Source organism: Klebsiella sp. BIGb0407 (assembly GCF_024807845.1).
Classification (GTDB): Bacteria; Pseudomonadota; Gammaproteobacteria; order Enterobacterales; family Enterobacteriaceae; genus JGM124.
The window spans coordinates 277,547-300,557 of record NZ_JANUEQ010000001.1 but is presented as its reverse complement, the minus strand read 5'-3'; the positions used below and the strand labels follow the sequence as shown (position 1 = coordinate 300,557).

At 44.6% G+C, this 23,011-nt stretch carries 26 protein-coding genes; 10 read left to right on the top strand and 16 right to left on the bottom strand.

Annotated features, from left to right (window positions below):
• Window positions 1–16 precede the first annotated feature (16 nt).
• Complete coding sequence (locus M2387_RS01445) at window positions 17–424, top strand: hypothetical protein (protein ID WP_259046712.1); 408 nt, start codon at window positions 17–19, stop codon at window positions 422–424.
• A 27-nt stretch (window positions 425–451) separates the two neighbouring features.
• On the opposite strand, the gene M2387_RS01440 is transcribed toward M2387_RS01445, so the two are convergent.
• The 7 genes from M2387_RS01440 to M2387_RS01410 all read right to left on the bottom strand — a co-directional run bounded on the left by M2387_RS01440 (window position 452) and on the right by M2387_RS01410 (window position 6,549).
• Window positions 452–919, bottom strand: a complete 468-nt coding sequence (locus tag M2387_RS01440; protein WP_259046711.1) for a hypothetical protein — start codon at window positions 917–919, stop codon at window positions 452–454.
• A gap of 307 nt (window positions 920–1,226) precedes the next feature.
• Window positions 1,227–1,463, bottom strand: a complete 237-nt coding sequence (locus M2387_RS01435) for a hypothetical protein (protein ID WP_259046710.1) — start codon at window positions 1,461–1,463, stop codon at window positions 1,227–1,229.
• A 247-nt stretch (window positions 1,464–1,710) separates the two neighbouring features.
• The gene (locus M2387_RS01430; RefSeq protein ID WP_259046709.1) at window positions 1,711–2,781 is read right to left on the bottom strand and encodes a hypothetical protein; all 1,071 of its coding nucleotides are present in this window, start codon (window positions 2,779–2,781) and stop codon (window positions 1,711–1,713) included.
• A 269-nt stretch (window positions 2,782–3,050) separates the two neighbouring features.
• Entirely contained in the window at window positions 3,051–3,680 is a 630-nt protein-coding gene (locus M2387_RS01425; RefSeq protein WP_259046707.1) for a DUF1349 domain-containing protein, read from the bottom strand.
• 59 nt (window positions 3,681–3,739) lie between these two features.
• Window positions 3,740–4,942 carry an MFS transporter gene (locus M2387_RS01420; RefSeq protein ID WP_259046706.1) on the bottom strand — a complete coding sequence of 401 codons (1,203 nt, stop codon included), beginning with the start codon at window positions 4,940–4,942 and terminating at the stop codon, window positions 3,740–3,742.
• 42 nt (window positions 4,943–4,984) lie between these two features.
• Window positions 4,985–5,743 (bottom strand): DeoR/GlpR family DNA-binding transcription regulator, encoded by a 759-nt coding sequence (locus M2387_RS01415; RefSeq protein WP_259046705.1) that lies wholly within the window; start codon window positions 5,741–5,743, stop codon window positions 4,985–4,987.
• A gap of 338 nt (window positions 5,744–6,081) precedes the next feature.
• Window positions 6,082–6,549, bottom strand: coding sequence for a hypothetical protein (locus M2387_RS01410; protein WP_259046704.1), 468 nt, complete (start codon window positions 6,547–6,549; stop codon window positions 6,082–6,084).
• 425 nt (window positions 6,550–6,974) lie between these two features.
• On the opposite strand from M2387_RS01410, the gene M2387_RS01405 reads away from it, so the two are divergent.
• Window positions 6,975–7,187, top strand: a complete 213-nt coding sequence (locus M2387_RS01405) for a KTSC domain-containing protein (protein WP_259046703.1) — start codon at window positions 6,975–6,977, stop codon at window positions 7,185–7,187.
• Window positions 7,188–7,306: 119 nt separating this feature from the next.
• Here M2387_RS01405 and M2387_RS01400 read toward each other — a convergent pair whose 3' ends face one another.
• Both M2387_RS01400 and M2387_RS01395 read right to left on the bottom strand, forming a co-directional pair.
• Window positions 7,307–8,383, bottom strand: coding sequence for an oxidoreductase (locus M2387_RS01400; RefSeq protein ID WP_259046702.1), 1,077 nt, complete (start codon window positions 8,381–8,383; stop codon window positions 7,307–7,309).
• Between the two features lie 13 nt (window positions 8,384–8,396).
• Complete coding sequence (locus tag M2387_RS01395; RefSeq protein WP_259046701.1) at window positions 8,397–9,143, bottom strand: DeoR/GlpR family DNA-binding transcription regulator; 747 nt, start codon at window positions 9,141–9,143, stop codon at window positions 8,397–8,399.
• A gap of 150 nt (window positions 9,144–9,293) precedes the next feature.
• Between M2387_RS01395 and M2387_RS01390 the strand changes: the two genes are divergently transcribed.
• The gene (locus M2387_RS01390) at window positions 9,294–9,635 is read left to right on the top strand and encodes a DHCW motif cupin fold protein (RefSeq protein WP_259046700.1); all 342 of its coding nucleotides are present in this window, start codon (window positions 9,294–9,296) and stop codon (window positions 9,633–9,635) included.
• 61 nt (window positions 9,636–9,696) lie between these two features.
• Here the strand turns inward: M2387_RS01390 and M2387_RS01385 are convergent, their stop codons facing one another.
• Window positions 9,697–10,596 carry a LysR family transcriptional regulator gene (locus tag M2387_RS01385; protein ID WP_259046699.1) on the bottom strand — a complete coding sequence of 300 codons (900 nt, stop codon included), beginning with the start codon at window positions 10,594–10,596 and terminating at the stop codon, window positions 9,697–9,699.
• Window positions 10,597–10,727: 131 nt separating this feature from the next.
• Here M2387_RS01385 and M2387_RS01380 point away from each other — a divergent pair, with 131 nt between their 5' ends.
• Complete coding sequence (locus M2387_RS01380; RefSeq protein WP_259046698.1) at window positions 10,728–11,579, top strand: nitroreductase family protein; 852 nt, start codon at window positions 10,728–10,730, stop codon at window positions 11,577–11,579.
• An 81-nt stretch (window positions 11,580–11,660) separates the two neighbouring features.
• Here M2387_RS01380 and M2387_RS01375 read toward each other — a convergent pair whose 3' ends face one another.
• Window positions 11,661–12,416, bottom strand: a complete 756-nt coding sequence (locus M2387_RS01375) for a DeoR/GlpR family DNA-binding transcription regulator (protein WP_259046697.1) — start codon at window positions 12,414–12,416, stop codon at window positions 11,661–11,663.
• Between the two features lie 80 nt (window positions 12,417–12,496).
• On the opposite strand from M2387_RS01375, the gene M2387_RS01370 reads away from it, so the two are divergent.
• The 5 genes from M2387_RS01370 to M2387_RS01350 all read left to right on the top strand — a co-directional run bounded on the left by M2387_RS01370 (window position 12,497) and on the right by M2387_RS01350 (window position 16,642).
• Window positions 12,497–13,090 (top strand): NUDIX domain-containing protein, encoded by a 594-nt coding sequence (locus M2387_RS01370; RefSeq protein WP_259046696.1) that lies wholly within the window; start codon window positions 12,497–12,499, stop codon window positions 13,088–13,090.
• Window positions 13,084–13,449 (top strand): NUDIX hydrolase, encoded by a 366-nt coding sequence (locus M2387_RS01365; RefSeq protein WP_259046695.1) that lies wholly within the window; start codon window positions 13,084–13,086, stop codon window positions 13,447–13,449. Before M2387_RS01370 ends, M2387_RS01365 begins: the two co-directional genes overlap by 7 nt.
• A gap of 182 nt (window positions 13,450–13,631) precedes the next feature.
• Entirely contained in the window at window positions 13,632–14,615 is a 984-nt protein-coding gene (locus M2387_RS01360; RefSeq protein ID WP_259046694.1) for an FUSC family protein, read from the top strand.
• 182 nt (window positions 14,616–14,797) lie between these two features.
• Complete coding sequence (locus tag M2387_RS01355) at window positions 14,798–15,577, top strand: MBL fold metallo-hydrolase (protein WP_259046693.1); 780 nt, start codon at window positions 14,798–14,800, stop codon at window positions 15,575–15,577.
• A gap of 90 nt (window positions 15,578–15,667) precedes the next feature.
• The gene (locus tag M2387_RS01350) at window positions 15,668–16,642 is read left to right on the top strand and encodes a GlxA family transcriptional regulator (RefSeq protein WP_259046692.1); all 975 of its coding nucleotides are present in this window, start codon (window positions 15,668–15,670) and stop codon (window positions 16,640–16,642) included.
• A gap of 20 nt (window positions 16,643–16,662) precedes the next feature.
• Here the strand turns inward: M2387_RS01350 and cybB are convergent, their stop codons facing one another.
• From cybB to M2387_RS01325, 5 genes are all read right to left on the bottom strand, one after another.
• The gene (gene cybB / locus M2387_RS01345; RefSeq protein ID WP_259046691.1) at window positions 16,663–17,199 is read right to left on the bottom strand and encodes a cytochrome b561; all 537 of its coding nucleotides are present in this window, start codon (window positions 17,197–17,199) and stop codon (window positions 16,663–16,665) included.
• Window positions 17,200–17,358: 159 nt separating this feature from the next.
• Window positions 17,359–17,796, bottom strand: a complete 438-nt coding sequence (fos, locus tag M2387_RS01340; protein WP_259046690.1) for a fosfomycin resistance glutathione transferase — start codon at window positions 17,794–17,796, stop codon at window positions 17,359–17,361.
• 2 nt (window positions 17,797–17,798) lie between these two features.
• Complete coding sequence (locus M2387_RS01335) at window positions 17,799–18,083, bottom strand: VF530 family protein (RefSeq protein ID WP_259046689.1); 285 nt, start codon at window positions 18,081–18,083, stop codon at window positions 17,799–17,801.
• Window positions 18,084–18,245: 162 nt separating this feature from the next.
• Window positions 18,246–19,895 carry a putative bifunctional diguanylate cyclase/phosphodiesterase gene (locus M2387_RS01330; protein ID WP_259046688.1) on the bottom strand — a complete coding sequence of 550 codons (1,650 nt, stop codon included), beginning with the start codon at window positions 19,893–19,895 and terminating at the stop codon, window positions 18,246–18,248.
• A 171-nt stretch (window positions 19,896–20,066) separates the two neighbouring features.
• Entirely contained in the window at window positions 20,067–20,615 is a 549-nt protein-coding gene (locus tag M2387_RS01325) for a GNAT family N-acetyltransferase (RefSeq protein ID WP_259046687.1), read from the bottom strand.
• A gap of 92 nt (window positions 20,616–20,707) precedes the next feature.
• Between M2387_RS01325 and M2387_RS01320 the strand changes: the two genes are divergently transcribed.
• Window positions 20,708–23,005, top strand: coding sequence for an FdhF/YdeP family oxidoreductase (locus M2387_RS01320; RefSeq protein ID WP_259046686.1), 2,298 nt, complete (start codon window positions 20,708–20,710; stop codon window positions 23,003–23,005).
• The last annotated feature ends 6 nt before the right edge of the window (window positions 23,006–23,011 follow it).

Sequence of the window (23,011 nt, the reverse complement as noted above, 5' to 3'; positions counted from 1 at the left end):
ACAGGAAGGATAAGTCATGCAACAGACCACTGATTCAATAGCCCGTATATTCCACATGTCCCCAGAAGAAATCGTGCTCCTTCATTTTAAGATCGAGAGCAAAGCTTTTGCTCATTACGCGCTAGGATACAATCAGAATAACCTGGATAGTGCCATCTGGTTATGCGAAAGAGCGGTTGAGATATCCTCTCTTGTCATAGCTGCAATGATAAATAAGCACAAGCATGACTGTGATGAGTATCTACGAATTATGGGCATGCCACACCCGGGTACTAAATTTTATTACCCAGACCATCTGGCAGCCGAAAAACTTATTACTCTTTTTGAACGACAAGGCAAGATTATGCAGGCTGAATATATAGCAAACAAAGTCGCGTCTGAAGGCTGGGGATGCGGTAAATACATTGAGCTGTCAGATTTGTAACGGGCACCCTCAAACGCGCCTGGACAGTTATTTCAATTTGACACTACTCGCTACAATACTTTTATCATCCACACCGTAAGCATTAAAACTCAATAGTTTGCCTTCATCAGAGCTAACTATTTTGATATCCCCCCTGCCGCCATCGGTATTTCTCATGGAGAAAGTGGTCGTTTCGTGCTCTGCTGAGGCATTGGTATCAAAAGTGGTTACGTTAAATTCTTTGCCATCGATAACCATATTTGCTTCCTTGCCCTTATACAGCACCACCTTCGTATGATGCCATTTACCTTGGTTCGTAAGATCAGGGGTCAGGAATTCGCAGTTAAGGGAGGCCTCTCTCTTATTGCATTCAGAGATTCTATCTTCCTTACCTTTTGTAATCATTTCAGCAATAGTGAGTAAATTTTTAGATGGGGTCGTCGTAGACACTTGAGATTTACCATCACACCCGGCAAGCAGCACTACACCCGCAGTAATCAGTAGTATTTTTTTCACATCTCACCCTCACATGTAACATTATGTTTCTATGCTAGCAGAGAATTATTACAAAAAAACGCGAAAAATTTAGCTTAAGGGGGCTCTGGTAATATGAATTTTTTATACAGCATGCAGAAATAAACTAACAGAATAAAACGCGAACACTTTGATTTTAATTAACCAAATGATTTATCTGACATTTATTACACTTGTGGTCATTCTTATACATAACCGTCCCGTACTCGTCACGGCTTCAGGTATTACCGTAGCGCTATAGAAAGTAAAAAGGCCGCACATGACGACCTTAGATATTCATGCATCATGACTACTGAGATTTCAAATCATCAAGAACCTGATTCGTTTTAATAACGGAATAATTAATGATGGAATCATTTTTCATTACCCATTCATATCCGTAACGACTTACAGGGTTCATTGCCCGATATGTACTCGATACTTCTATAACTGATGCCCCACTACTCAGTTGATATTTTGCTGAAAACACACCATAAAGAAGCATTACAGCAACAATAGCGATAATCGCCGAAATAATCCATTTCATATAAATACGATCCAGTGAATAAAGGTATCTGGATTCTATTGTACTGGATAGCATTCTTCTATAAGAAAATCCCCAAATAACCATAACTTACGTTGATATGTCTGCCGGATATCCGGAGAAAACACCAATAGTTCTGTATTAAGATAATATGTTAAAAATCAAATACAACATTATCCTCCAGAGAATCAGATCCTGACTTAAAAAAATCAAACATCTGATATATAATCACTCGATTTTGTCTTTATAATTACAGATTACCCAAGTAATAATTTAATCTCGAAAAAACTCTGACCATATCATCACTTTCAAAAAATAAATTTAATTTTAAAATAAATTCATGCAAGTGCTTTCTGGTGAATGCAATATTAAAGGAAGAGATCGAAAAATAACAAATTCCATCTGGATGTTCTGAATATATTATTTTTATATTCTCACCACGACTTAAACCATAAGTTGACATGTAGTTACCATCATGAAAAAAACCGATCGCAATCACAAGGTCCCGTAACAAATTCCAATTAAGAGAAAAACTACAATCGCCAACATGAACAAAAGATTTAACATCGGATATATATGACAAACCATTACTATTTCCAAATGAAAAACACTCTGTATCTATTTCAATAGAAATATCATTAAATTTAAAAAAATATTGTGTTGCCTTTGACTTAGATATGCCATTAGTTATATTTGCATAATCTCCAATTTTATACCCCATCGCACAGGAAATGACAGGCATTAATATTTCAATTCTATTCGTTGTTACGATATTTTTTAACTCCTCATAGGATACCTCCTTAATAAAAGGAAAGCATGAAACTAAGGGGGGAAGCAGATTCCTGAGTTGAGAAGCATTTAAATAAAGTGATATTTCTCTGGTTTTTTTTCTTGCTTGATTTATATCATCAATAGAACTCAACTGAAAACAACGCAGATAATCTCTTTCATCAATATCAAAATCATGAGTAAAAAAATAATCATACAACTCAATAACGATCTCCAGAAGAGTACGGAAACGGTCTGTTTTTATTATAGCGTCATTATTATAATAAGCTATAAAACAGGACTTTAATATTATAAAAACAATATCTCCGAAAAGCTCATCATCCTGATGTTTGAGTACAAAGTCTTTAAAGCTTAAAATATTTAGAGATACCCCAGTATTATTTATTATACAGTCATGAGAAAAATCGCCAGTCAAATAATGAGCTAAATGATTTGTAAAAGGATAATAAAAATCATAATGAGTATTTTTTAACTGCCATTCACGATAATATTGCGCATCCACTTGAATTAGATGATTATTAAAAAAACTCATTACAAACTCTCCTTAGTTAAACAAATAACAAAGCCTCATCGTTATTAATAGAAAAAATAGAGAGGGATCATGTACCTCTCTATAGTAAATCTTTATATAATTACACTCATTAAATTCCCCATACACAAATTTCTATTGCATAGGATGAGGAGAAATTAACAATCCATATTTCTATATAGATAAGCTACACAGTGAGATTAAATTAAACAAATATATTGTAAGCAGCCAGGAACATCGCTCCGGAGGAGCCAGAGGTATATTCTTTAATCTTAACTCCCATCCCGAAGTTGTTCCAGAGATTTATTTTCCAATGAAATCTGACTAAATTCAACTTTACAACCTTTCCCGTTCGGGGATTGAGCTTCAAAACCCACTTCTATTTCTTCAGTGTCTCCATATACGGCCTCATCGAATGAGAATGCCCGAATAAAGATCCATTTGTTTTTTTCAAGTGACGCATGAAACGAATAAATATTTCTATTCCGAGATATACGTAATGCAACCGGAGCATCGGGAACGATAAAGGCATTTGCATCATCTGAAGTATGTCCTTTATTCACGACCGAGACTACCATCGGTTCTCTATCTGGAGAGTATTCAAAACATAATTTTGCCCAGGTTTTTTCATTTGCTCTTAACAGTAAGACCCCGGCATCAAATGTATCTTTGAAATCAACGTTTACGGTTGCTTGTAGTTGAAAGTCATTATCAGGAATTTTTGTCATTATCGTTACTGCGTCGTGTCGGGGTACAGTTCCCGAATCGGGCACGCTGCAAGAGGGATCAATATAAATATCACTTTGCGGGTGAGCAAACACTGTAAGTGTTCCAGAATTTCTATCGAAGGACCACTCAGCCCCCTTCGAAGCATGAAAATCTTCAGGTAAATTAGAATACATTCAATTATTCCTTTCAAGATACATTTTAGTTAACAGTGTGAGGATATGTTTATCCCCTGTCAGAATTGCTCACATTTATTTTTTTTCGACTTCAGACTCTCTACATAAGGATATGCAGCAGCGCACAATATCATAAGTAGACTTGCCCCTGTTATCGCTGCGCTAACGCCACCTAAATCGATAGCCCATCCTCCCAATATAGCTCCCAACGCAATACCGCTATTACAAGCAGATATATTTAATGTACCCGCCAGAGCTTTACCTCCTTGTGCCGCTTTCATGACTCTTATTTGCCCTAATGGAAAAAGTGCTGTATGTGCTATACCCCATACAATAAGAGCCATAACAAATATAATAAGTGAGTGTGTCAGTAATACCGATGATGCGGCACCGGTTCCCAGCATAACACAGAAGACGATTCCGGCTTTATTCGCGTGGCTGTCAACAAATCGCCCAGCCAGATAATTTCCTATCAGTCCAACCGTGCCAAAACCCATCAACCACCAACCGATATATGCAGGTTTTATTCCTGCATAGCTTTGTAACATATCAGCCAGATAAGTGTAGGCACCAAACATTGCGGTAAAAACAGCGAGAGATAACAAAAGATTTGCGATAAAGAAGCGATTATTAAGCATACCGATCTGTGATTTGATACTAACCTGCTCTTCTTTAGGAATAACAGGCATAAATCCATTGATCAAATAAGCCATTACAGCGGACAGAACAGCTAAAAACCAGAATGCGCCCCGCCACCCAATAGCATCCCCCATTAATGTTCCCAGAGGTAGTCCGAATAAGAGTGCGGCAGTCACGCCCAGATAAACTTGTGAGATTGCCTTACCAGCTTTATCCTTCGCGACAATTTTACCTGCTACGTCACTACCCACTCCCCAGAATACGGGGAGCAGAGCAGCAGGTAAAACTCTGGCAGCCATAACCGTCCAATATCCAGGAGCTAAAGCAACAACTATATTGCTAAATGAAAAAGCTACCAAAATCCAGGTAAATAATGCACGTTTTTCAAAACGAGAAAGATAGACGGTTAACGGAGGTCCTGCAAAGACAACAATGATAGCAAATGCTGTCACCAACTGTCCCGCAACAGGTATTGTGATATTAAGATCAAGAGCTATTGATGGCATTAAGCCGATAATGATAAATTCTGTCGTCACAATGACAAATGCAGCCAATGATAAGATCAATATCGCAATGCTTTCTCTTTTTCCAGACGTTCCTGAATAGGCACTTTTAAATTTCATTCATTATATATCCGACAAAATTGATACAATAAAAAAACCATCCTATTCCGCAATCTCTACATTTATCCCCGCGTCAATAAACTCTTCAATAACTTCATCACTAAGACCGGCCGGAACAATAAGTACATCAATATCATTTATTTCAGCTAATCTGAAAGGCGCTGCTGTGCCTATTTTATTAAGCGTAACTGGTACTATGACTCTTGAACTTTGCTGAATCAGGCATCGCTTTAATTCTGCTTCTTCAGGTTCTAGTGAGGTAATACCTATATTTTTATCTACTCCACAGGCACCCAAAATAAGCACATCAGGGTAAATTTGCTTTGCTTCCTCTACGGTTTTACTCCCTAAGCAAGCCCCCTTTACTGTATTGAAAATGCCACCTAGCACCATAGTTGTACAAAGATTATGCTCAGATAATGCTATTGCTACTGCAGGTGCATTTGTTACAACCGTAAAAGGACGATCCCGAGGCAAACCAGCAGCAACGGTTATATTGGTAGAACTGGCATCAATAAATATTGTTTGTCCACTTTTTATATATTTAGAAACACAGTTTGAAAGTAATTGTTTATTTTCAACAAAATTCTCAGCTCTTATTCTAATGTTTCCTGCATCTGGAGCGGGAAGTAAGGCCCCACCATAAACTTTGCGGCAAAGTCCTTGACTGGCCATTTGACGAAGATCTCGCCTGATTGCATTTTCAGACACGCCAAATTCTTTCGCGAGCTCAGTGGCTACAACACGGCCCTTGGCCTCAAGTTTTCTTAAAATCAAATCCTGCCGTTCTTGATTGAGCATAAACACCTACCATTAACCTGACGATTTCGATCGATTATTGGCATTTTTGCACGATTGTGTTTGTTTGGCAATCATCGTGGTGTTTGTTTGTGGAAAGTAATAATAAAAATTCTGCGAGGGGTGTGAAAACCAAGAGTCACTGCAGGATATTACGCAGCCCTCGGTATTGCTGGAGTAAGTTACTGATAAATTTCGAGGATCACAGATTAATGGAGACTTTTTTAGGAAATATAAATAGATGTCATTTTGATATAAAAGCTTCACTAAATAGCTGAGGATTAGAGAGTATATTGACCTAATAGATTTATAGCTGACAGCCGAGCCCCCCTCCAGGCGGATTAATTCAATTTAACTAAGCCCTTAGTATAAGGTATGTTATCCGAACTATAAGCGTTAAAGCTCAATGACTTCCCTTCGCTAGACTTCACTATTTTTATTTCTCCTCTGTCGCCTCGCGCACTTTTCATGACGAACAAGGTCGTTTCCTGCCTGGCAGTGGCATTGTTTGCAAAATCGGTCACGTTATAAGGGTTCCCGTCGATAACCATTTCAGCTTCTCTTCCCTTATAGAGATTTAACCTGGTATGGTGCCACTTACCGGGTTTAGTTAAGTCACCGGTAATGAATTCACAGTTAAACGACCCCTCTCCCTTCCTGCACTCGGAAGCCATTACCGGTTTACCTGTAGCAATCATTTCTGCAATTGACACAGGCTCTTGAGGTTGCAGAGGTTTTAACGCCTGAGATTTACCATCACATCCAGTGATCACCATCACTGCAGCCGCAATTAATAATGTTTTTTTCACCTTCCACCTCTATTAATAACATCATGCTTCAATGTTTCCGAATAGAAGATACATTCTTGTTCAAAAAACAACCAGAACTATCATTATTAGATTTCGCTATTTCCTAAAACTATGAGTTCTCCCACCACCATAAGTCACATTTCCATCCGTCGTTGCACTGCCATGCAGACAGTCAACCCAAGCATCCTTCATGCTCAGCAAAATGAATAATAAGAAGGATAGATGGGTGCCGTAGTCCCTGATGAGGTATCCTTTAGTGATAAATATCAGCCATCAAGTCAGTAATAAGGGTAACATTGACCCAGGATGTTAAATATCCTTAACGAACAATGCGGTATGATATCCTGAACTCCGTGATACGAGAGTCAGTGCACTGGTGAGATTATCCATCAAGTTTAAACGGTTAGTGGGGCTTTAAGATAAAAATGCGACGTAATGAAGTTAAATCATCAAGAATAAAATCAATTGGTTACAACAAAGAAACAAAAGTTCTTGAAATCGAATTCTTCGAACTTGGCATTTATCAGTATGTCGACGTACCTGCACATACTTATGAAACCTTTTTAGGCGTAGTGTCTAAAGGTCGTTTTTTTGACGGTGTGATTAAAAATAAGTACCTGTGCAGAAAAATAGGCTAGCAAGCAACAGAGACCGAGACAAAAACGTCATATCCGGTGACAGTATCAATCCCCAGTTACAGATGTATGGCACGAACCACGGTTGTGTTCCGTGCCATAACCTCAATGCTTAACCCAGACTAAAGGGTATGATTATAACTTTCCGTTTCAGACTGACTGAGTGCCACTTTCTGAACTTGCCCGGATTCAGATGACAGAACGGCAGCTTCAAGAACGGCCATTACCGCAATCGCCTGAACCGGAGTCACTGGGTTAGCGCCATCACCATTTATGGCATCACGAGTTTGCATATAGTACTGACGCTGGTCACCTTTCGGGGCTTTAATCCTGGTGGACTGCTGCTGACCGTCGAATAAAACCAAGTCATCATTATCATCCCCCCAGGTTTCGGAGCCAGGCAAGATGCCAGCAAGTAACTGACTTTCCTGCTGATCGGCATTTTTCTTGATGAGACTGCCTTTATCCCCATGAACTGAGAAACGCATTACACCACCCGCCACCAGCATACTTGCGTGCAGAATAACTTTATGGCCGGGATAATTCAGGATCACATGGGCCCAGTCATTAATCTCAGCCCCTTTACGCAGAACAGCGATATTGCCATAAACGCTTTCCGGCAGACCAAAAAGCTGTAAAGTCTGATCAATAATATGGGGTCCAATATCGAACCATAATCCACTGCCCGGGATATTATGCTCTCTCCAGCGATCGCGAACCTCAGGGCGAAAACGGTCAATATGGGACTCGAAATGTTTGACCTCACCAAGAACGCCCGACTCAATCACCTTCTTAACGCCTAAATAATCTGAGTCCCAGCGTCGATTTTGAAACACAGATAACAGGCGTTTCTTCTCTTCGGCCAGAATAGCTAACTCTCTCGCCTCATCAATATTGAGCGTGAAGGGTTTATCGACAACGACATGTTTACCTGCGTTCAGTGCCATTTTGGCTAATGGCGCATGGGTCTCGTTAGGCGACGCGATAACAATCAGATCAATATCAGGATCATTAATCGCTATCTCAGGAGAAGCGACAACCCTGACATCAGGCAAGTCTTTGTTAACTTTATCTGCATTGCTGGATGAAACGACGGTAAGCTTCAATCCGGGTACAGAAAGGATTAATGGCGCGTGAAAGGTTTTACCGACAAATCCATAACCGATTAACGCCACGTTGATATCTTTAGTGTTACTCATCGTTATCTCCAGACTATAGGGAATGGGTTAAATTTATATGTGTCGAGCCAGTATCTTCAAACTCACTCCAGGGTGAATTCAGGAACAGCTGATTTATTTCTGATAACGGTGCAACCTGATAAGGTTCACAGCGATTCAGCTTCATATGATCGGCCACCAGCCAGTGTTCGTTACTGGAAGCCAGCATGGCACGTTTAACCTCAGCATCAGCCTCTTGCCCTGCGGTGAGTCCAAATTTTGCGTGGAGTGCACAGGCACCGAGTATGGCTATATCTGCCCGGTATTTTTCCAGTAGCATCAAGGTTGCACTACCAGAAAAAAGACGCTGCTGCATATCCCATCTCCCCCCGAGCAGAATCAGTTCTATTTCAGGTTTATCACTGAGCTGATAGGCAATATCCAGTGAAGAAGTGATCACCGTCATTGGCCCGTTCAACAGAGTTGCAACGCCTAACAGCGTACTGCCAGCATCAAGGAAAATCGTTGAACAACGGGGGATTTTGTCTGCAACTAAGCGTCCAATGTTTAATTTAATCTCTGGGATCAGCACACTTCTTTCAGTACGACTCATTACCGAGAGATTAAGCGCAACGGCACCACCATGGTTTTTCTGGGCAAGACCCTTTTTTTCTAGCTCTGCCAGATCCCGACGAACGGTATCCGCTGAAACTTGCAATTTTTCGACCAGAGAGTGGATGTCCGCCTGCCCTTCTTTCATCAGCAGTTCCATCAGAAACTGCTGTCTGGCTGTTTTATGCATTATGACCTCCTCACCGCAAAATACTGCAATAAACAGCATAATACCGCAAACAATAAGTTAACGCTATGTTGTGGAATTAATCATTTATGTATAACGTTAGAACAGACTCATCTGAGCGTAGAAGACTTTACTGACAATGAGAACGGCAGAATGAAACTTGATGCATTTGCTTTTGGCACCACCAACTGGAATGAAATAGAAAAAACTGAGCATGCAGGAGAAACCGGCATGGCTTACTGGCGTACCCAGTTCTTTGGTGAGAAACCGAATCAAATTCGGGTAAGAATGGTTGAATATACTCCGGGCTACCTCGCCGATCACTGGTGCAAGAAAGGACATGTTCTTTTTTGCCTGGAAGGTGAACTGGAAACCGTGCTTGAAGACGGGCGTAAATTTGTTTTAACCCCGGGAATGAGTTATCAGGTGGGCGATAATGCAGAACCCCATCAATCCAGCACAAAACAGGGTGCCAGACTCTTTATTGTTGACTGATTTTCAGTGCCATAACGCTGCTTATCGGCCCCCAGGAGCAGCGATTAGTGCCCCAATAGCTCTATTGAGGACTATCCGATAAATGCTCAACCAGCCAGTCGATAAATAGTCTCACCCGAGCATTAAGCTGTTTGGCTGGAGGATAAATAATGGAAACCGGAATGCGCAGATGGGTGATATCTTCCATCAACGCCACTAGCTGTCCGGACTGGATAAATTGAGCGACAACCGAAGTGTGAGTTTGTCCGACTCCGAGCCCGTTAACCATCATATTGATCTGTGAGACACTGTCATTTGCCGCAATATCGAAACGCGCTATTTGCTTTTCCACTCCACGATGACGAAAACGAAGCGGCCAGACCTCCCCGGTTCCTGCGCTAAAATAACCAACAATTTTATGATTTTTCTCCAGCTCTTCGGGACTAGCTGGAATACCATAACGTTCAAGATAATCCGGACTCGCACAAGTTATTAGCCGGTCTTTATATAATATTTTAGCCTGCAGAGAAGAGTCAGCCAGCTCACCTGCACGGATCACGCAGTCAACACCCTCTTCAATCAAATTTACCGGTCTGTCACCCACGCCCAATGCCAGCTGTATGTCAGGATAACGCGCCTGAAATTCTTTCAACTTGGGTATAAGCACAAAGCCCGCGAGCGAGGAATGCAAGTCAATCCGCAATCGCCCTCTTGCAGCGGTGCCCATATCACGCAGATCCGTCTCAGTTTCATCAATTTTGGTGATGATTTTGCTCATCCGCCGGTAATACTCTGCCCCCTCGGTCGTTAAATTCACCGTTCGGGTAGTCCGGTGAATCAGCTTTACCCCAAGGTGAGATTCCAGTTCTCGTAATAATTTACTCACCGTCGAACGCGGGGTATCGAGATGCGCAGCAGCCTTGGTGAATGACCGTGTCTCAACAATGCGCTGAAATGTACGTATAGCTTCGAGATGATCCATAGCAGTCCTACCTTTTAGCCGATTATTGTGCACGGTTGTAGAAACAGAAGACGAAAAAAAGGAGATTATCTGACAAAATAATCCCGATATCCTGTGATTATTAAGTCATAAATCAGGAGATTAAATCCACTATGCACTCATCACAACATAAATTAGCCTCACTGCTGGAACAACGCTACGGTGCCGCCCAGAGCAAACCAGAAAATATCATCCGGACCCCTCAGATTGAAATGATGCTAAGCCATAAATCGGTTCGTAATTTTTCACCCGATGCGCTTCCTGATGGGACAATTGAAACCATGGTTGCTGCCGCGCAATCAGCATCTAATTCATCAGGCCTTCATCAGTGGAGCGTCGTGGCCGTGACGGATAAATGCCTTAAACAAAAACTGGCAGATACCGTTGCCGCGACAGTACCAACAGATAGAATCCCCTACGTGGAAGAAGCACCGTTACTCCTTCTTTGGATTGCTGATTTATCTCGCAGTGCTGAAATCACCAGAGAGCAAGGCGGAGATCCGGTGGTTTTTGATTATCTCGATTCATTTTTAATGGCTGCTATTGATGCCTCTCTGGCAGCGCAAAATGCGGCATTAGCCGCTGAGTCTATGGGGCTGGGTATTGTTTATATGGGATTGATGCGAAATGCAGCCAAAGAAGTTGCTGAGATAATAAATCTTCCGCAGCAGAGTTTCGTCACCTTCGGCATGGTAGTCGGCAAACCAGACAATAAGCAGATCGCTAAGATTCGTCCTCGCCCTGCCCAGCCGGTGGTGTTGCATTACAATCAATATGACAGAGAGGGCTATCGCGATTATCTGCAAGATTTTGAAACTGCCTTTCTGGATTTCAGAACCTCACAGAATATGAAGCCAAAAACCTGGCAGGAAGCAGTCCGCGAATCCGCCACCAGCATGGATTATATGGGTGGCAGAGAACACTTACGCGCAACCGTGCAGTCTCGTGGTTTTGGCCTGAAATAACAACATAAGGCTATTCTTGTTTCATACCTGACTACTGTAGCCTGCCGTATAAAATATACTCGCTCTGGCAGGCAGAATAGATTAACAGGTTAGCAGGGTTATCTGTTTTTGCTCCAGAACCCTGCGCATATCCTTATCCGGCTCACCGTCAAAGATAAACGTGCTGGCCAGCGTCAGTTCACCAATAACAAAGGCCGAGGCCGAATTGAGTTTTTCCGCTGAAACCATCACCACAGTTTCAGCGGCGCGAGCTGCCAGTGCCCGTTTAACGCCAGCCTCTTCATAATTTCCCGTTGTCAGTCCCGCGGTTTTATGCACACCGGTGACCCCCATAAAGAATAAGTCAGCATTGATCCTGGCTATCGACTCCAGCACCGCCGAACCGACTGAAACCAGTGAATGCCGATACAGCTGGCCTCCCAGCATAATCACTTCCACCAGGGGAAAATCGACAAGTGCGAGGGCAATGCTTGGGCTGTGGGTAATGGCCGTAAAGGCGAGATCTGTAGGTAGTAATTTCACCATTTCCGCCGTGGTGGTGCCACCATCAATCATTACTACCTGGCCTGGCTGAATAAGCTGAACAGCGGTTCGGGCAATACGCTGCTTGGATCCAATTTGCACGGTTTTGCGCGTTTCAAAAGGTGCAATAGCGGCAGAAACCGGCAATGCCCCGCCATACACTCGCTGCAATAGTCCTTCAGCAGCTAATTCACGTAAATCACGCCTTATTGAATCTTCAGAGACGCCAAAATGCACGCTTAGCTCGCGAGACATCACCTGATTTTCACTGGCAAGAAGGGCCAGAATCTGTTTTTTACGTTGACTGGAGAGCATAAAACCTCATTCGTGTCTGGTCTTGATCTTGCACGATTATGCATGATAATGTCGACCTTGTCATCCGCCGAGGGAATACCATGCAGCAAAAAATACGCAATATTCGTGAACAGTTGTTATCCGATAACTGGTACATACTGAAAAAATACACCTTCGAACTACAACGTAGCGACGGTCAATGGCAGGAACAGCAGCGCGAGGCCTATGACCGGGGTAATGGTGCAGTGATCCTGCTCTATAATCGCCAAAAACGCACCGTAGTACTGACCAGGCAATTCCGCTTACCCGCTTTTATCAACGGCCATGATGGTTTTCTGATTGAGGCAGCAGCAGGTTTGCTGGATAACGCCTCCCCTGAAACGCGCATTGTCGCTGAAGCGGAAGAAGAAACCGGGTATCGCGTTAGTCAGGTTCATAAAGTGATGGAAGCCTATATGAGTCCCGGCTCAGTTACCGAAAAACTGTACTTTTTTATTGCCGAATACCAGGAAAAAAATCGTCAAAACTCTGGCGGCGGGCTGGCAGAGGAAGGAGAGGATATCGAAGTCCTGGAGTGGCCGCTTGAACGGGCTATGTCGGCGATAGCCAGCGGAGAAATTATGGATGGCAAAACCATCATGTTACTCCAGCACCTGGCATTAAAACTATATTCTGAGGAAAAAGCCCCATGTTAATTCTGATTGCCGGTCCGGTGCGCAGTGGCACTGAAGGAAACCAGGCCTTGGTCCACGCTAATCTGCAAGCGTTTGAACGTACCGCCCTGGAAATCTACCATAAAGGCCATACTCCGGTGGTCGGTGAATGGCTGGCATTACCGATTGCCCGGGCTGCCGGGTCACAAGAGATTGGTGATGAGATCAGTGAAACCTATCTCTACCCAGTCGCACATCGACTGATCCACTGCTGTAACGCGATATTACGAATTCCGGGTGCATCAAAGGGTGCGGATAATGATGTGCGTATCGGTAAAGAGCTGGGGTTAAAAATCTATACGCATCTTGATGATATTCCGGTAGAGAACGAAATAGCTTAATTGACGTGGTCTGTAATTTTTTAGGCATTTTCATCGCGACCGTTTATCGTCGCGATGGCATCATACCCAAATGACATCTGACTGGCACACCGCCCCGCTAAACTAAAAAATAAACCCATTTTTTTCGTCAGTCTTATACTAAGGTATCTGTACGATGATAAACGTTGAGTTGTGGGGGTAAAATGCAGGTTAGTTTTCGAAATAATGGTGTGTTCTTTTTTATCGCGTTGCTGAACAGCCTTGTTTGTTTTAGCCTTTTTGGCGTCATCGGCGCCGTATTTGGGGTTATCACCGTCCTCTTCACCCATATCATCTATGAAGCCAAGCCGGAGGAAGGCAATGTCCTGTATATCTGGTTTTTACTGCTACTCGTACTGGCAGGGGCGGGACTCGGCTTTCTGCTAAAGCTGTCGGTTGGATTCTATTTCTATCTGTTCTGTGTTTCTTGCTTCTACTACGTCGCCTATAACAAAGATCTTTATATCGATCGTACCATTCCTTTTTTAATTATTTTCTCAAGCCTTGGCACAACGCTACCGGCCGTGAAGATTGAATTACCCCTGGCCTATATTACCGGTATCACTATCAGCCTCTTCTGCCTCGCATTGCTTAAGCATAAACACTTTGACAATAATGCCTTCAGAAACGGCCTCTTTGCCAGACAAACCTATACCGGTGAAAAAAACATTCCACTGCGCGCCTTAATCTATAGCGCTTTCCTGTTCGCAAGCCTTGCTCTGCCAGACTATCTTGACCTGTATCGTGCCTACTGGGCGCCACTGACCTTTATTGTGTTATTAAGGCCAAAAGAACTGAATATCTTAAAGACAACCTGTTTAAGGTTTGCCGGGAGTCTGCTGGGCGCCTTATTTATTATTGCGCTTTTCAACCTCATTAGCTTCACCCATATTTATCTCTATTTCGGCATCCTCGGCGTGGTGGTTTTTTTACTGCCCAGTTTTTTAAAAATGAACTATACGGCGAAAACCTTTGCGATTACCGTATTTGTTCTGTTGTTACTGGAACAGACAGAGTTTCTGCATGATCCTACCTATTTACTGCCATTCTCACGGGTCTATGAAACCTTTATTGGCGGTTGTGTCGCCATCGTCGCCAGTATTGTGTTAGGTAAATTACGACCTGAAGAAGCGCCTGCCAAGGTCTGAGCAACAGCTACGCTGTCCGTTAAAATCAGGCCACTGCCGATTGGCCTGATTTCATCGACAATTGACCTGAGAGCCTGTCACCATTAATACCCTCCCGCCGTTACAGTGAGTCCATTCGCAGCCACCTTGTTCTGACAACGGGGTGGTTGCAGCAAAATACGGATTTATCACTGGAGCTCTCAATGAAATTAACTCAAATTCGCAATGCAACACTGACGCTGGAATACGCAGATAAAAAATTCCTTATCGACCCTATGCTTGCTGAAAAGGAAGCCTGGCCGGGTTTTGTAGGAAATGCCCGACCACACCTGCGTAACCCTATGGTTGATTTGCCTGTTGAAGTCGCTGAGTTACTCGCCGTCGATATCATTATTCTGACCCACACCCATACTGACCACTGGGATGAAGCCGCCCAGCAATTAATCCCTAAAGAGATGATGATTTATACCCAGAATGAAAGTGATGCCGCACTGGTTAGCTCTCAGGGATTTGTTAATGTCCGGGTACTCAAAGATGAAAATTGCTTTGGAGATGACCTGACTATTTATAAAACAGATGGCCAGCATGGAAGTAATGACTTATATGCCGATACCCTGCTGGGAAGCTTACTGGGTGATGCCTGTGGGCTGGTATTCACCCACCCGGACGAAAAAACGCTCTATATCGCCGGCGATACCGTCTGGGTTAAACCTTATGTGAGAAATCTCCAGCGTTTCCAGCCAGAAATTGTGGTGCTGAATGCAGGCAATGCTGTAAACGACCTCTACGGTCCAATTATCATGGGGAAAGAAGACACGCTGCGTACTCTTCAATTTTTACCGACGGCAACCATCGTAACCTCACATATGGAAGCCATTAACCACTGTCTGCTGACCCGCGCTGAGCTACGTGAATTCACCCTGGAACAGGGTATTGAAGATAAAGTGCTGATCCCGGCTGATGGTGAAAGTATGTTTTTCTGAAAGTACTTTTCTTTTTGAATAACCAGAGACAGACACTCAGGCGGACCAGCTGTTATCCTCAGAAAAGTCATTACACCTAAGGTTAAAACTATGTCTGCACTGAGGGTCGCCGTAATAGCCACCACCGGATTTAGCCCGTTTCATTTTTCAGTGCCCTGTATTCTCTTCGGGGCAGCAATGCCGCAGCCAGATTTGTTTCATCTGGAGGTTTGTACTGAGATACCCGGCACCGTACATACCAGCCTGGGACTGTCGATAAATGTGGAGCAGGATCTTACGCTGCTGGATAGTGCGGATATTGTGATTGTACCCTACTGGCATAATCCCGCCGAAAGCCCCTCCCAGGTCCTTCTGGATAAACTGAACGGTTGCTGGCAGCGGGGAGCGACCGTCGTCGGGCTTTGTCTTGGGACTTATGTTCTGGCCTATTCTGGTTTACTGACAGGACACCACGCCACCACTCACTGGGAGTATGAACAGGATTTCACTGAACGCTTTCCCGACGTTCATTTGAATAATAACGCTCTGTATATCAGTGATGAACGTCTGATTACTTCGGCAGGTACCGCAGCCGGTATTGACTGCTGTCTGAATATTATTCGTGAGCATTATGGCTCAGCGATTGCTAACCGGGTTGCCAGAAGAATGGTGGTCTCCCCTTACAGGGAAGGTGACCAGGCACAATTTATTGAACGCCCGGTTCCGGTTTCAACGCGAGATGGGAAAATGAATGAACTGATGGAGTACCTGCGCCGCAACCTGGAAAAACAGCACGATCTTGATTCCCTGGCCAGGTTAGTCAGTATGAGCCGCCGTACGCTCACCCGTCATTTCCTCAACGCCACGGGGATTTCACTGGGCGACTGGCTGAATGCCGAGCGTCTTCAGCGTAGCCAGGAATTATTGGAAACAACAGACCAAAGTATTGAGGTTGTGTCGGGGATATCAGGATTTCAGTCCCCGGTATCTTTTCGTCAGAGTTTTAAGGCACGATTTAATGTCAGCCCGAGCGAATGGCGACGAAGATTTCGTGGTCCGGCATCAAACGTCAGGCACCACCGTTGATAACGGTAGTGCCTTTACTGTTATTGACGCTTATTTTTACCCGGCATCATCCTCAGTAACGTGTTGTCTTTGATGAAGTAGTGATGGAATAGCGCGCCCGCGGCATGTATCGCGACTAAAAAGTAGCCGGTATTAGCCAGCAGTCCATGCCAGGATTTAAGGGTATATTCAAAATCCTCGTCCGGTTCAGCCCGGAACGGCATCGATATTCCAAAAACCTGCCATTCACTTCCGCGGTTATAAACCGCCAGGAAGCCAATTATCGGCAGGCAGATAAAGAGCAAATAAATCAGCGTATGGGCCAGGTGAGACAGACCAATCATCGCCGGATGAGGTTTCGGTACAATAGCCGGCGCACGATAAACGATTCTGACCAGAAGACGGGCAACCATCAGCACCAGAACAGAAATGCCGCAGAAAAAATGAAGGCTATTAATCAGTGGCCGGTAGCTGCGTGGCGCAAAGCCGCGTAGCTCCATAGCGCAATAAGCGACGACTACCAGTATAAATACCAGCCAGTGCAGTGAGATTTGTAATGCGGTGTATTTGCTACGCATATTAGGCCTTTGGGGTAAACAGCAACATTACTCATACCGACGAAGATCGGCGCTCAAACAGGTCTGTATTATTTTGCAGTATCTTCACTGCAATAAACATCCCCATCATTTGGGGTGTTATTATTTTTTATCGTGCTACGGTAACTTAAAGGGCAATTGCTACAAGATTTCGTCATTAGCCGCATTGTTATCAGAATAAAAAACCATTTGGTGATACGGCTTTTCACGACAGGCTTCCAGTCTGGATGCAAGGGTTCCGACATGCAGCTCCAGCTGATGGTTATCCGGATCAAGAAAATAGAATGACTGTCCTTCACTGCGGTTATCTTTCCAGCATGCCACTCCTGCCATTTTCAGCCGCTCGACCATCAGGCTAAAATCCCCCTCACTGATACTAAAGGCATAGTGGGTATAATCGCGGCGCCTTATTCCCGCCTGGTTATCATGAGAGAGGCATAACCAGAACTCGCCGCAGGAAAGATAAGCCCCTGCCTCCCAGGATGCATGGCACTGCATCCCAAGATATTGCTGATAGAAGACCAGGCTTCGTTCCAGAGAACTGACCGCTAATGTCAGATGGTTCAGACCCGTCAGCATAATTAACGATCGGGCTGAAGCCAGTTAGCCCAGGGACTCTCATCCCCATCGGCAAGACGTTCTTGTTTCTCTTCCAGCATATTAAGGTAGAGGGTTTCCACTTCTGTACGCGCCCATTGCGTCCGGCGGAGAAATTTCAGGCTCGACTTAATACTGGGGTCACTTTTAAAGCAGTTAATGTTAACTTCCTTAGCCAGTTTGTCCCAACCATAATTTGCCACCAGCGCGTTTAATAAAGCCTCGAGCGTTACCCCATGTAAGGGATCTTTAGCATGTTGAGTTGACATCGTTAACCCTGGATTTTGTGGTAAATTTTTCACACCTTACTGATGCTAAAAGCATTATGCAACTGGTGTTGCAGACATTAAGGGGATTTTACCGAGGGTGTGGGAGTTCAGGTGAAAGGTGAGATGGCAGGATCCTATGCTGAAGTCTGCCATGCCCATCATCTAACGATGAATATTTTTTATATCAACCGGCTTTCCAAACAGGAAACCTTGAATTTCGGTACAACCTTCTTCTTCCAGGATGCGTAGCTGCTCGCTGGTTTCGACCCCTTCAGCTATCAGTGGGGTATTAATCGAGTTGCCCAGAGAAATAATTGCCCGCACAAAAGAACGCGCCTGTTGATTATGTTCAACATTGGTCAAAAAACTACGGTCGAGTTTGATAACGTCGAACTGAAACTCACGTAAAGTGCTCAGAGAGGAATAGCCGGTCCCGAAATCATCCAGCGCAATACTGATCCCCATTTTCTGGAACTGATGGAGAATATTGAAGGTCAGTTTTTTATTAATAATAAATGCCGTTTCTGTCACCTCAAATTCCAGCAAGGTAATAGGCCAGGCGGTGCGCATTAAAATCTCCCGCACTTTATCGATAAAGTTTCTGTTACGAAGCTGTACCGGTGAAATATTAATGGAGATTTTTTTATCGAGTTTATTGGCCAGTGATTCATTACACACGGCTTCAATAACCCAATAGCCGAGTGGGACTATGGCACCGCTTTCCTCGGCGATGGGAATAAATTCATCCGGTGGGATAAATCCTTTGGTCGGATGATTCCAGCGCAGTAACGCTTCATATCCGGTAATGGATTTATCTTTCATGGCGCGTTTTTCCTGGTAATGAATATAAAACTCGCCCTCTTTAATTCCGCGACGAATATCCGCAGCCAGCATATTGCGCTGACGCGTTTTTTCATCCATATCCTTCTCATACCAGCAAATCTTGGTTTCCAGATTCTCTTTGGCACGGTACATCGCGAGATCTGAATTACTGATAAGCTTATTAATTTCGGTGGCATCATCGGGATAGATAGCCACCCCGATACTGGCATTCACGTTAATTTCTGTCTGGGCAAATGACTGTCGGCCGCTAAAACACGCGTAGAGCCTGTCGGTAAAATCAGTCAGCTCGCTTTCATGGTTATAGGGCTTGGCCGCGACAAATTCATCCCCGCCAAAGCGCGCCACAATCTCATCGGGACCCAGCACTTTTTGTACCGAGGTGGAGACCCGCTGCAGGAGCTGATCGCCAACCAAGTGCCCTTCGCTGTCGTTAATCTCTTTAAACTTATCCAGGTCAATAGTGCAGATAGCCACCCGACTATAATCAGACTCAAGAAAGATTTTTTCTACAAAGGTAAAAAATTCAACCCGGTTTGGTAGCCCGGTTAAGGTATCAAAACGTGCCATCCAGGAAATTTTATCGATAACTTCTTTTTGTTCGCTGATATCACGAGTGATTTTTGCAAAACCTAAAAGGGTATTATTGTCATCATAGATAGCATCAATGATGACATGGGCCCAGAAACGCCTGCCGTCTTTACGAAAACGCCAACCCTCACCTTCGAACTTGCCATTTTTTGCGGCGATTTCCAGATTACGAGCAGGAAGCCCGCTAATCTGTTCAGACTGGCTATAGAAAAGGCCGTAATACTTCCCAACCACTTCATCACGAACATAACCTTTTGCCCGACGTGCACCTTCGTTCCACGTCGCCACACAACCATCAACATTCAGCATATAAATAGCGTAATCTTTAACGCTTTCGATAAAATGGCGATAGGCAATATCTGTTAAATTTTCAGTGCTCATCAGACCCACATAGAGTGTCAAAAATAATAGCGAGGAACGTAATTTAGCGCATTTCCCCCCTGCTCGCCATGATGCGTTTTTATGGGGAATTGCGAACTTGGCAGCAAGTTACGCACTAAACTCCTGAATTCTCGTATTCTGACCTCTTTTAAAGCCAAACTTAACGAATAATTATTTATCTTTTATGCGGCTGTAATCGTTATCTTTTTTCAGGGGAGCTGACCACATGACACAACGTGGCAGTAACATTAATTCTGTCACCTGACTCTGAACAATATTCTTCAGTTCAGGGCAATATGATGAAGGTTCGAGGATAATGAATCCCTCCCGTTCATACCAGGGAGCATTCCAGGGAATATCGGTGTAAGTGGTTAACGTCACCCCCGACAACCCACGCCTGGCCGCAACCTGACGGACATGCGCCACCAGCATACGCCCCACACCCAGTCCCCGGGCTGCGGGATGAGAAGATATTTCTGCCAGATACAGACTCCCTGCTAATTCTTGCGTATAGCAAAAACCGAGAATACTTCCGCGGGCATCTTCAACCAGCCAGGCTAATTCCTGTGTAATACTCAGCTCATGGGTCTGACTATCAGTAACATTTGAGTCAGCAAGAATCGCCAGTTCAGGAATAGCAAGAAACCGTTGCGCAGCTGCTGCCTCCAGAGTCTGGAGTAGAGGAATATCCTTTAGTGTTGTGTTGCGCAAGTTAAGCACGCTTTACGCCTCGTTTATTATCAATTTACGGTAAACTGTATTAATAAATGTTAAATAGTTGTGTCACTGATAATAAGACAGGAAGCTGCCGGATGAAATTCAAATCAGAAATTAAACCTTATGAAGCAGCTGCTGGTGGCTGGGGTTCTTTAGAGTCCACCACGCGTTACGTTTTTGACAGTAAACACGCACTGAAAAATATGCGCAATCTGATGCGCATGAACAAAGCCAAAGGTTTTGACTGCCCGGGATGCGCCTGGGGCGATGATAATAAAAGCACCTTCAGTTTCTGCGAAAACGGCGCCAAGGCAGTCGCCTGGGAAGCAACCCGCCGCGCGATTGGAGCCGATTTCTTTGCTCAGCATAGCGTCAGTAAACTCTATCAGCAGAGCGACTATTTCCTTGAGTATCAGGGCCGTCTTACTGAACCGCTCAGTTATAACCCCCAGACCGACAGCTATGAAGCGATTAGCTGGGAAAATGCGTTTACGTTAATTGCGCAACATATCGCTGATATGGATAAACCCGAAGACCTGGTTCTCTACACTTCAGGCCGGGCCAGCAATGAAGCCTCCTATCTATACCAGCTGTTTGGCCGTATGGCGGGTACCAGCCACTTTCCTGATTGCTCCAATTTATGTCATGAAGCCAGTGGCAGTGGTTTAAAACTCAGTCTTGGAGTCGGGAAAGGGACTATCAACCTCAGTGATTTTGAAAAAACCGACGCCGTATTTGTGTTTGGCCAGAATCCAGGAACTAACCACCCACGCATGCTACATAGCCTGCGCCATGCCGCTGAGAATGGGGCAAAAATTGTTACCTTTAATACCCTGCATGAGCGAGGCCTTGAGCGTTTTGCCGATCCGCAAAAGCCGCTGGAAGTTATTACTCCGCTCTCCGGCACCATCAGTACTAATTACTATCAGCCCAATCTCGGGGGCGATATGGCGGCCGTTCGCGGCATGGCAAAAGCATTACTGGAAACCCAGCGAGGCCTGATTACGGAGGGTAAGCCGGGTATCTTTGACCTGACGTTTATAGAACAGAATACGCAGGGTATCGAGTCATGGTTTGCGCAAATAGACGCCACGCCATGGTCAGCCATCACGCAGCAGTCCGGTCTGAGCGAACAGCAGTTACGGGATGCCGCGAAAATCTGGCAGCACGCCAAAGCGGTGATTGTCACCTGGGCCATGGGGATCACTCAGCACCAGCACGCCCTGCATACCGTACGTGAAATCACTAATTTGCAATTATTGGGCGGGCATCTTGGTCGTCCTGGCGCGGGTATTTGTCCGGTGCGTGGACACAGTAATGTGCAGGGTAACCGCACCATGGGCATTGATGAGAAAGCCCCTGCCGCTCTGCTGGATAGCCTGTCACGCCACTTTAATTTTACGCCTTCACGTACACCAGGCTATCACGCGGTCGCGGCTCTTGAAGCCATGCTCAATGATAAGGTTAAGGTCTTTATTGCCCTGGGCGGCAATCTCGCGGCGGCGGCACCAGACAGCCCGCGCAGTGAACAAGCGCTACAACGCTGCGGTTTAACCGTTCATATCAGCACCAAACTTAATCGGAGCCATTTAGTGCCGGGTAAAGCATCGCTGATCCTGCCCACGCTTGGCCGTACAGAGGAAGATATTCAGGCTAGCGGCAGGCAGTTTATTACCGTGGAAGACTCCTTCAGTATGGTGCATGCCTCTGAGGGCGTGGGCAAACCGATTGCCAGTACGCAACGTTCAGAAACAGCAATCGTGGCGGGTATTGCTGATGCAGTATTAGGCGATAAATACCTCAACTGGTTAGCACTCGCCGGGGACTATAATTTAATTCGCGACCATATCGCAGCCACTATCCCTGGATTCACTGACTTTAATCAGCGCTGTGAAATTCCTGGTGGTTTCTATCTGGGCAATGCGGCGGCTGAACGACGGTTTAATACTGCCAGTGGTAAAGCGGAGTTCAGTAGCGAGGCGCTCCCGCAGTTACACTCGAGCGAGAATAGCGATATTTTCACCCTGCAAACCCTGCGTTCTCACGATCAGTATAACACCACCATTTATGGGCTTGACGATCGCTATCGTGGGGTTTACGGGCAACGGGAGGTATTATTTATCCACCCTGATGATATTCAGCAGTTGGGATTCAGCGACGGGGACTATGTGGATATTGAAACCGTCTGGAATGATGATATTCACCGTAAAGTGAGCCACTTTAAACTGGTTGCCTACAATATTCCGCGCGGTAATCTGGCGGCCTATTATCCGGAAGCAAACCCACTCGTCCCCTTAACAAATATCGGTAAAGACACCGGAACACCAGCATCAAAATCCGTTCCCGTGATACTCACTCGCAGTGACGCGGTGGATAAAGAACGCATCGCCTGAAAAATT